Here is a 9409-nt window from a genome sequence, read left to right on the forward strand (position 1 = left end):
ATCGTAGTCAACCCAGAGGCCGCCCATCGTGTAGTGGATGGCCGGGAAGATGCGCATCGGGACCTTGTACGGGTCTTCGTCGGTGATCTTCTCGTACATCTGGAAGAGGTTGCCGTACTTGGCAGACACGCCGGCAACGCCCATACGCTGGATAGCGTCGGCGAAGTCGAGGTACACAGCCTGCTTGGTGTTGCCCACGCCGAGGCCGGCGTCGCAAACCTGCTTGGCGTTACGGGAAGCCACGTCACGCGGGACGAGGTTACCGAAGCTCGGGTACTTTTCTTCGAGGTAGTAGTAACGGTCTTCTTCCGGGATCTGGTCCGGAGAACGGGTGTCGCCAGCCTTGCGCGGAACCCAGATACGGCCGTCGTTACGGAGAGATTCGCTCATCAAGGTGAGCTTGGACTGCAGGTCGCCGTGGCGAGGAATGCAAGTCGGGTGAATCTGCGTGTAGCAGGGGTTGGCGAACAGGGCGCCGCGCTTGTAAGCACGGAAAGCGGCCGTCACGTTAGAACCCTGAGCATTGGTAGAAAGGTAGTAGACGTTACCGTAACCACCGGTGCAGAGGCAGACAGCGTCGGCCACGTGGCTTTCGAGTTCGCCGGTGATGAGGTTACGGACGATGATACCGCGAGCCTTGCCGTCGATAACGACGAGGTCCATCATTTCGCGGCGGGGGAACATCTTCACCTTGCCGGCGGCAACCTGGCGCATGAGGGCCTGGTAGGCACCGAGGAGGAGCTGCTGACCCGTCTGACCGCGGGCGTAGAACGTACGGGAAACCTGCGTACCGCCGAAAGAACGGTTGTCGAGAAGTCCACCGTATTCACGACCGAACGGAACGCCCTGGGCGACACACTGGTCGATGATGAGGTTGGAGTTTTCGGCCAAGCGGTGCACGTTGGCTTCGCGAGCGCGGAAGTCACCGCCCTTCACGGTATCGTAGAACAAGCGGTAAACGGAGTCGCCGTCGTTCTTGTAGTTCTTGGCAGCGTTGATACCACCCTGAGCGGCAATGGAGTGCGCACGGCGGGGGCTATCCTGAATGCAGAAAGACTTGACGTTGTAACCAAGTTCGGCGAGAGAAGCGGCAGCGGAAGCACCGGCAAGGCCAGTACCCACGACGATCACCGTGAACTTACGCTTGTTGGCGGGGTTCACGAGCTTGAGTTCGAACTTATGCTTGGTCCACTTTTCTTCGATGGAACCACCGGGGATTTTAGAATCAAGAATCATTAGTGGTCTCCTTACTTTTCAACGTTGAAAGAAACTTGTACTTCGCCGACAGAGGGAATCACGAAGGAAGTCTTGGCAGCGGCCTTTTCCTTCTGCTGCTGTTCGTACTGCGGCTGGAGGGCGCGAGACTTTTCAATCAGGGCCTGCGTACCGGGCTGGTTAGCGAGGTAGAAGGCGGCAATCGCGGTGATGCCGAAACCGAGAGCGACGACGACACTGTAGATGATGCCGCAGACGTCGATAATCGGAGTCCACTTCTGGTGAGCGATACCCATGGTCTGGAACGCAGAAGAAATGGCGTGGAACAGGTGCATGCCGATAACGAACATGCTGATCACATAGAAGACAGCCCATGCCGGGTTGGCAAACATCTCGATGGTGGTGAGCCACATGTCGCGGACGATTTCACCTTCGGCATTCACGTAGAGGTAGTGTTCGCCGAACTTGAGCATCATGAGGTGCTGGATGAGGAAGCCGACAATGAAGAGACCGGACCAGATCATGGTGAAGGTCGCGAAGGTCTTCTTGCCCTTGCGTGCGCTGACTTCGTATTCGATGCCACCGCGGGCCTTCTTGTTCTCGATCTTCAGCGTCACGGCGAGGAAGATGTGGAGAGCGAAGCAAGCCACAAGGCCCAATTCAACGAGGTAAATCAGCTTCACCGGGAAGTGAAGCGGGTTGAACCCGGTCAGGAACTCGGTGTAGGCATTGTAAGAAGCCTGCGCCGACGCCTGGTCGAAGTTCAGGAGCTGGAAGTTACCACACATGTGGCCGAGGACGAACAGGGCGAGTGCCGCACCAGTGCATCCCATGATCTGCTTCTTACCGATGGAAGAGGTAAGATACTTGACGATCCATTGCATTGAGTTGTGTCTCCTTGAGAGGGTTATTTTTGAAACTTAGAGGACGCAGCAGGCCTTGAGAGAAGGCATTTCGTAGGCGTAGCGTTCTTCCTTCTTGAACCAGAAGTCAAGCTCGCGGGCAGCGGACTCGGGGCTGTCGGAGCTGTGCACGACGTTTTCGGTCATGGAAGGGGCAAAGTCATAGCGGAGGGTACCGGGTTCAGCCTTGGCCGGATTGGTAGCGCCGTTGATAGCGCGGACCTTGGCGATAGCGTTTTCACCACCGAGAGCGAGCATCACGGACGGGCCCTTGGTCATGTAGGCCTCGAGTTCCGGGAAGAACGGCTTTTCGACGTGTTCGGCGTAGAAACCGCGGGCATCTTCAGAGGTCATCTGGTGCATCTTCACGGCGCAGACAGAGAGGCCGGCACTGATGTAGCGGTCAATAATGCGACCAACCAAGCCGGACTTAACGGCATTGGGCTTGATCATTGCAAATGTCATTTCCATAAGGTTACCTTTTTTGTGAGTGTTTCAAATATAATTTTTCGCGAGAAAAAGGAACTAGTTCCCAGTTCCTAGTCACTAGAAAAATCGGGCATTTAAAATGCATCTCGCATAAAAATACTCTGAACTAGTAACTCAGAACTAAGAACTGAGCCGAAGGCTCTACTCTTCCGCCTCGATCTTCTTCATCAGGTCCTCGGCGAGTTTTCCGCCGGACTTGATGTTCTCGATGAGCCATTCCACGTCCTTCCCCATTTCGCTATTGGGGTAAGTCTTCTGGAATTCTTCCAGGACCTGGAGTGCGAGGGAATCGTTGTGCAGGTTCTCGTTCAGAACGAACCCGCGGCTGAACATGGCCTTTTCGGCATCCGGAGACTCGGGCCACATCTTGTAGTACGTGTAGTACTCGGATTGAGCCATGGAGAACTGTTCTGCTTCAGATTCGATCTGTGCAATCTGGAACGTAGCCAGCGCGTAGAGAGAATCGACATCCGCATAACGGTTGCGAACCTTCTTCCACGAAGCGAGGGCAGCATCGTATGCGCGCATCTTGTAAAGCGAATCGGCCTCCTGCATAAGAGCCGCGGGCGTAGAGGCCGGTACATTCACCGGCAAGTCGCTCCTGTAAAGACGAATGTCGGCAGCAGCCAGGACATCGGCTTCGCGGCGTTCCCTGCGGGCAGCGCGGAGGGCGCTAATATTGTTGGAGAATACCTGCTTGCGGATATCCTCAATTTCCTTGCCCTTGTACAGCATGCTGTTGAAGTAGTATTCGTGCTTCAGAATGTTTTCGGGGAATTTAATGAAGTCGTTTATGTCTTCCTTGGACTCCTCGAACTCGAGACGCGGACGCACCGGGTTGCCATTCTTCTCGAAGAACGCCTTCAGGGAGTCTTCGGGCAGCATGTCCTTGATTTTCGCCAACTCCTCGTAATGCGCGAGGATGTAGTTGCCGCGGGTCTGGCGCATGAATGCGCGGTATTCCCACGAGCGGTCGAGCTTGAGGCTGCGGGCTTCGTCGGCGAAAGAGGCGCTTTCGGCAAGGCTATGCACGATGCGGTCCCTGGAGCGGTTGCTCTTCGGCAAGCCAGGTTCTTCGGCAAGGATGTTCAGGAAATCGCCTTCGGTAAAGAAGGGCTTCCCGTTCTTGGAGATGAGCACGTAGCTGGAATCCAGTTCCAGGAAACCGCTATTCAGCATGCGGTTTTCAACTTCGCCCTTCACGCGATCGAAAGGCTTCACCTCGGGCGGGAAAGCCTTCACGAGGTAGAACACGTGACGTCCGGGAGTCATCGTCGTCGCAAGGACCGGGGAAACCGTCCCCTCGGGCTTATCCTTGAAGGCCTCGTCCAGGCCGACGACAATGCCGATACCGTACGGGAACGCGAAGCCTTCCTTCACCTTCCCCACGTAACCGCCGTTCGCGGCAGTTTCCTTGTTTTCGCTATACTTGGCGGCCAATTCCTTGAACTGTTCGAGGTCCTTCACGGGCTTCTGGAACAAATTGGCAAGCGCCGCGGAATCTTCCATCTGCACATGGTAAACTTCATACGCAGGAGCAGTCTTGAATTCTTCCTTGTGCTTCTCGTAGTAGCTTTCTGCGTTCGGCGGAACAATCTTCTCTATCTGGACCGGATACCTCTCGTTGATTTCCTTGATGGAAGTTTCCATCAGGTTGCGCCTGTACTGGCGGAGGAAATTGACGGTATCGTTGCCCGCTTCCTTGAACTTTTCGGCTTCGCGGGAGATGAGCAGGTGTTCGGCCACTGTACCGCGAACGTCGATAAAGTGGACTTCGCCAGAATCCTTCGCGAACTCGCTCTTGTGCGTATTGAAGTAATTGCGCAGGTCCGCATCGGAGAACGTGAGGCACTCCATGGAATAGTAGCGCTGGTACACGAGCGTGAGCAGACGGTCATCGAGGTTCTTCGAATAGGCGTTCCAGCGGCTCTCGAGGTCCGGATTTTCGCTCACGGCCTTGGAAACCATGGCGGCCTTCGCGATGAGATCTCCGGCAATTTGCGCCTCAGACGAGCGTTCTGCACCCGAAAGCTTTATCGCGAGGTCCAAGTCCTCGGTATAAACAATTTCGTTATCGACGCGGGCGACCTTGTCCTCGCCCATTCCGATTCCATTGCAGCCCATCAAGGCTGCGCAACAAAGGGAACTGATAAAAAGCAATTTTTTGTTCATCAAATCCTCGTAGAAAAGCTTAAAAACCCGCTTAAATATAGTCAATTGCGCATTCACGGACGCATCGTCGAACGTAAAAAAAAGCCGCAAACCCCGCCAAAAGCGGATTTACGGCCTTCCGGTCCAACCCGAAACGGCCCGTCATTCGCTATAGTACGAGACTACAAATTGGACATGTTGGCGGCGGCCAGAAGTATTGCCGCCATAACCGTGAAGCACAAAACAAGCCCGATAAAGACGACACCAACAATAATGCCGATGCGTTCTCTGCGCTTGTAATCAGCCGGATTGTAATCGGGAACGCAGTCCGTCATCTTGCCGGCACCGAGTTTTCCCATAATGACAAATATCGCGACATACCACACCCAATAAAGGATGGTAAAGACACCTATTGTTCCTTCCGGTTCATATAACGTCGACAACGCTCCCAGTATCATTTCGGGGATATTTACCAAGATACCCCAACCAATCATGGGCCAGAAGAAGCCGTACTGACTTTTTGTCGTTTCCCGGTGATGCACAATCCATGAAAGGAGCGGGCCACCGAGAGCCATGCTCCACATGAACTTGCCGGCGGGATGCTTCTGGATGCTCACGGCAGGGGCTGCTTCGCCAATTTGATCTTCGCTTTTTGAATCGAATGCCATAGGTGGCTCCTTTGAAAAGGTTCAAGATGAAAAATAATCAAAAAAGCAACGTAAATAAAAATTTTCGCACAAAATAATGAGTAAAAAAGCTCTAACCATCAATTAATGAATCGGATGGCCGAATAGACCATGCAAACATAAACACTGAAAATACAAGGAAGAAATATTTCATATAGGAGTACAAAACATGAAAAAGCTTGTGTTATTCATACTCGTTTTAACAGCCTTCGCCTTGGCTGGGACAACGCATCTTATCAAAGTCACCAAGGCGGACGGCACTACCGAACGATTTTGGGTGGAAACCGTAGCGAAAATAACGTTCGAGGCCGACAAGAACGACTCGTCCCAAGTATTGTCGACTCCCGCATCGGCAAAGCTGGCTGGCGCATCGGTCACCTGGAATCGCCATACAGGAAGTTTATCCATAAGCGTTCCGGAAAACCGTTCTATAGTCCGGATCTTTGACGCTCTGGGCAATTGCGTTTACCGTAACGCAAGTCTCGTGAAGGGAGCAAACGAGATCTATCCGGGGCTCCATTCCGGGCTCTATGTGGTGCAGGTCCAAACGGGAACCCGCCTTACAAATCTCAACATCAACGTGAAGCAGTAGGAGGATACAATGAAAACGATTCAAAAAATTTCGGCCCTTCTTGTGGCTTCCGCATCGTTCAGCATGGCTGGCGTCATCAACGTATATAAGGATGGCGAAAAAAATCCTTCGACAAGCCTGAACCTGACGACTATTGACAGCCTGACTTTCTCCGGAAAAGCCGAAAAGAAAGAGATGGACATCTCGGGAAAGGCCAAACAGTCTATCAAGCTTTCGGATATTGACCGCATGGCGTTCACGCTCAAGGACAAGAGCAAAGAAACGATGACCGTGACGGTAGGCGAAGGCGTCTTGGCAGGGAACCATACATTCAAGCTTTCTGAAATCAAGAATATCGAGATTATTGATATGGATTCCGAAAAGGACATGGATAGCGACGGCCTTGCCGACCTTGACGAAATTTACAAGTACGATACGAACCCGAACTCTGCCGATACGGATGGCGATGGCTGGAGCGATGGCGAGGAACTCGCCGACGGCATGTATTCGCCCACGAACCCGACCAAGTTCAATCCGCGTATTGCCGACGTGCCGGGGCTTAGGATAACGTTGAAAAAATCGCCTGGCATATGGCTTAATGTAACGACATCGGAAGGGAAAAACAAGAGTGAAACTATTACGGAAGGTACGGAAGTTACCAATACGAATTCAACGAGCTACGAGGAAAGCCGTAGCGTAGACATCATGAATGCCTGGAACGTTTCAACGACTCAAGGTGTAGAAGTCTCCGCTACCACTACTGGTGCAAATGTTGGTTATTCCGGAAAGGTTACTGTCGGTTACAACGGTAGCTACACTAGTTCCACGGGCATGAGCTGGGGCTCCTCCGTAGAAAGCAGCGTTGCTGAAAGCTACGAAAAGGCCATGGCCAAGGAAACGTCCGAAGGTAGCCAGGTGAACGGCGCAACGCTCTGTATGCAGGTGGAACTCAAAAATACATCAGACCTTGCTTTTACTATCGAGGCTTTAAAAATATCCGCTTCTACTTATGATATTAAGGATACCAGTACATTGGCAATCCTTGCCGACTTGAGCCGCGACGGCAGTTTAATCTGGAGCAATATCACGCTCAAGCCGGGTGAATCGACCGACGCAAATTTCTGCAATAGCGAAGTGCCGGTTGAACTAATTAAGAACCTAATCTACAATACAAGTGCTATCGTGCTCGGTTCTTCGACGCAAAAAATAACCATTGATGGTGGCAGCAACGATTTTACGGTAACATATACGAAGGTAGCCGCCAAGACGGCAGACATTACTATTGATTACGGTCCCGAAGCTACCGGCAACAGGTCTGTGCGATATCAGGTTGCAACGAATTACCGCTACAATCCCGACAACAAGGGAAGCGATGATATGTACGCAAAGACTTCTCTTGCAGAATTACTGCGCAATGCTCACGTGAATTTTAAACAAGATTCTGTTGAAGGACCTTCTAAGAAGAAACTTTACGGACTTGCCTCTATTGAAGAATACAAGTACAACTCGAAGGATAATGCCATGTGGTATGTTTCCATCCAGCGTGCTGCGGACCTGAAGAACGGACGCAACAACATAGAATTGTACACATTCTCCTACGCCTCCTATGATTTGGAAAAGATTCTCGTGGGTGCTGGAGATGCCGTGCATATCTTCTACAGCATGGACCAGGACCACGACGGGGTTCCGTTCTTGACGGAACACCTGTTTGGAACGGATGATACCAAGGTTGATTCCGATGGCGACGGTTTGTCGGATTACGATGAAATCAACGGATGGACCAAGGGCGAATCTACAGTCAAATTTTATACAAATCCGGCGAACGAAGATACGGATGGAGACGGAATGAACGACAAGGAAGATCCGGATCCGACCAAGAACACGGAAATGCTCAAACGCCTGACGTTTAAGGACGCCTCTCTCTCCTTGCTTCAGGTATTTGCCGATTCGTTGATGGTGGATTCTACGGCTTTGTTGCGTAAGGATTCCGCAGCGCTTGCTAAAAAAGACAGCTTCGAAATCCTAGTCCAAGCTCCATCCGCCTTTATCAAGGTCGTGCCCAATGCGGAAATGGTGGCTGGGGTTACGTATACAGTGAATGGGAAAACGTATCCTGTGAAGCGGACTGTAGAGAATGGTAAAGAGGTTTACATTTTCAAGACTCCGCTTACGATTTTAGAGAAAACAAATGTCACGATTGAAGTTAAAGCTGGAGACGGAGCAAAGATTGAGGCGCACACCTTGTCGATTTCTTCGGCTTTGAGACCTGCGACGAACTTGAAACTCGGAAAAAGTGCAGATCGTTCGCAAATTATTGTGAAGTATGACCGTTCTACGGATCCCCGCGTGAAAGGATATGTCATTTTGCGTGTTAAAAAGAATTATCAAGATGGCTGGGCGCGCGAAGTTCAATTGCCGGAGAGCATCAAAAACGGGGCAAAAATAGTGAACGGTGGTTCTTATAATGGCTTTAATGTTTTTGTGCATAACGACACAAGTGGCGTGTATCATGACCCAGTTGGCCGTGGTTCTCCTTATTACTGTTATCGTGTATATGCCTATACTACGGAAGGCGATTCCGACGATCCGGTTATGGTGTTCTCCAAAGGCACGGAAGAAAAGTTCCGTAACGTAGGCCGACTTCATTTAGAGATTAGTTTATATGATTTTGGTGGCGAGTACAATTACTCTGGTGGTGCTCGAACTGACATTTGGTCGAATATTGGTCTCTTTGGTACAAAACACTGTGACGCAGGTACCGGTCTTACTTCTTGGCGTGCGTTTGATCATGATGCAGGAAAAGTTGCTCATGGAGAAACGGTGATCTTCTTTTCAGAAGAGCTTGATAAAAATGATGAAAAACCCGACAACGACACGCGAGATTTTAGCATCGGCAAAGAAGGAATGTGTTTGGAAATCTATATAGAATCTAATCACCCCAAAAAAGCCTTTACTAAAAAGATTAGTTGGCCGTATGAGAATTTAGTGAAAAGTGATGGCTCTGGCTGGGTCTTTGGAAATGGTCGCAGCGATAATGCTCCAAAAAAAGACGAGAATAGATTCCTTGTTGGAGAAGGAACGGATATTAACAGCCACGATGGTAATAATGGAATCAAATACGATGACACAGACGGTTATTGTGGTGATGCATGCGGTGGCGATATTCATGCGGGTTACAAGTTCGGGATTAACTATTATTGGGACAACGATAACGACTTCTACTAATCCGTTCTAACATATTCACTAAGCCCCCCCACACACAGGGGGGCTTTTTGAGGTTTTTATGAATCATGGTTTTCTTGCTCCAAGGTTGTCTTTTTGGCTGCTTTGCGGTTTCGCCTTTGCGGCGGATTTGCCTTCGGCGGTAGACAATTCCGATAATCCGTATTTTTTTC

Annotated in this window: 7 protein-coding genes; 2 read left to right on the forward strand and 5 right to left on the reverse strand. The window is 50.9% G+C overall.

The window, feature by feature from the left end:
• The 5 genes from sdhA to IK012_RS11680 all read right to left on the reverse strand — a co-directional run.
• Positions 1–1236, reverse strand: a 1236-nt coding sequence (sdhA, locus tag IK012_RS11660) for a succinate dehydrogenase (quinone) flavoprotein subunit (RefSeq protein ID WP_290954749.1), incomplete at its 3' end; no start/stop codon positions are given.
• A gap of 11 nt (positions 1237–1247) precedes the next feature.
• Entirely contained in the window at positions 1248–2099 is an 852-nt protein-coding gene (locus IK012_RS11665) for a succinate dehydrogenase cytochrome b subunit (RefSeq protein ID WP_290954751.1), read from the reverse strand.
• Between the two features lie 36 nt (positions 2100–2135).
• The gene (ndk, locus tag IK012_RS11670; RefSeq protein ID WP_173380188.1) at positions 2136–2588 is read right to left on the reverse strand and encodes a nucleoside-diphosphate kinase; all 453 of its coding nucleotides are present in this window, start codon (positions 2586–2588) and stop codon (positions 2136–2138) included.
• 159 nt (positions 2589–2747) lie between these two features.
• Positions 2748–4778 carry a peptidyl-prolyl cis-trans isomerase gene (locus tag IK012_RS11675; protein ID WP_290954755.1) on the reverse strand — a complete coding sequence of 677 codons (2031 nt, stop codon included), beginning with the start codon at positions 4776–4778 and terminating at the stop codon, positions 2748–2750.
• Positions 4779–4939: 161 nt separating this feature from the next.
• Complete coding sequence (locus IK012_RS11680; RefSeq protein ID WP_290954756.1) at positions 4940–5425, reverse strand: hypothetical protein; 486 nt, start codon at positions 5423–5425, stop codon at positions 4940–4942.
• Between the two features lie 187 nt (positions 5426–5612).
• On the opposite strand from IK012_RS11680, the gene IK012_RS11685 reads away from it, so the two are divergent.
• Together IK012_RS11685 and IK012_RS11690 are read left to right on the forward strand one after the other, a co-directional pair.
• Positions 5613–6035 carry a T9SS type A sorting domain-containing protein gene (locus tag IK012_RS11685; RefSeq protein ID WP_290954758.1) on the forward strand — a complete coding sequence of 141 codons (423 nt, stop codon included), beginning with the start codon at positions 5613–5615 and terminating at the stop codon, positions 6033–6035.
• Between the two features lie 9 nt (positions 6036–6044).
• A complete protein-coding gene (locus IK012_RS11690) occupies positions 6045–9239 on the forward strand; it encodes a hypothetical protein (RefSeq protein ID WP_290954760.1) in 3195 nt (1064 codons plus the stop codon).
• Positions 9240–9409: the final 170 nt, after the last annotated feature.

The sequence above is a fragment of the Fibrobacter sp. genome (assembly GCF_017551775.1).
In the GTDB taxonomy this organism is placed as follows: domain Bacteria; phylum Fibrobacterota; class Fibrobacteria; order Fibrobacterales; family Fibrobacteraceae; genus Fibrobacter.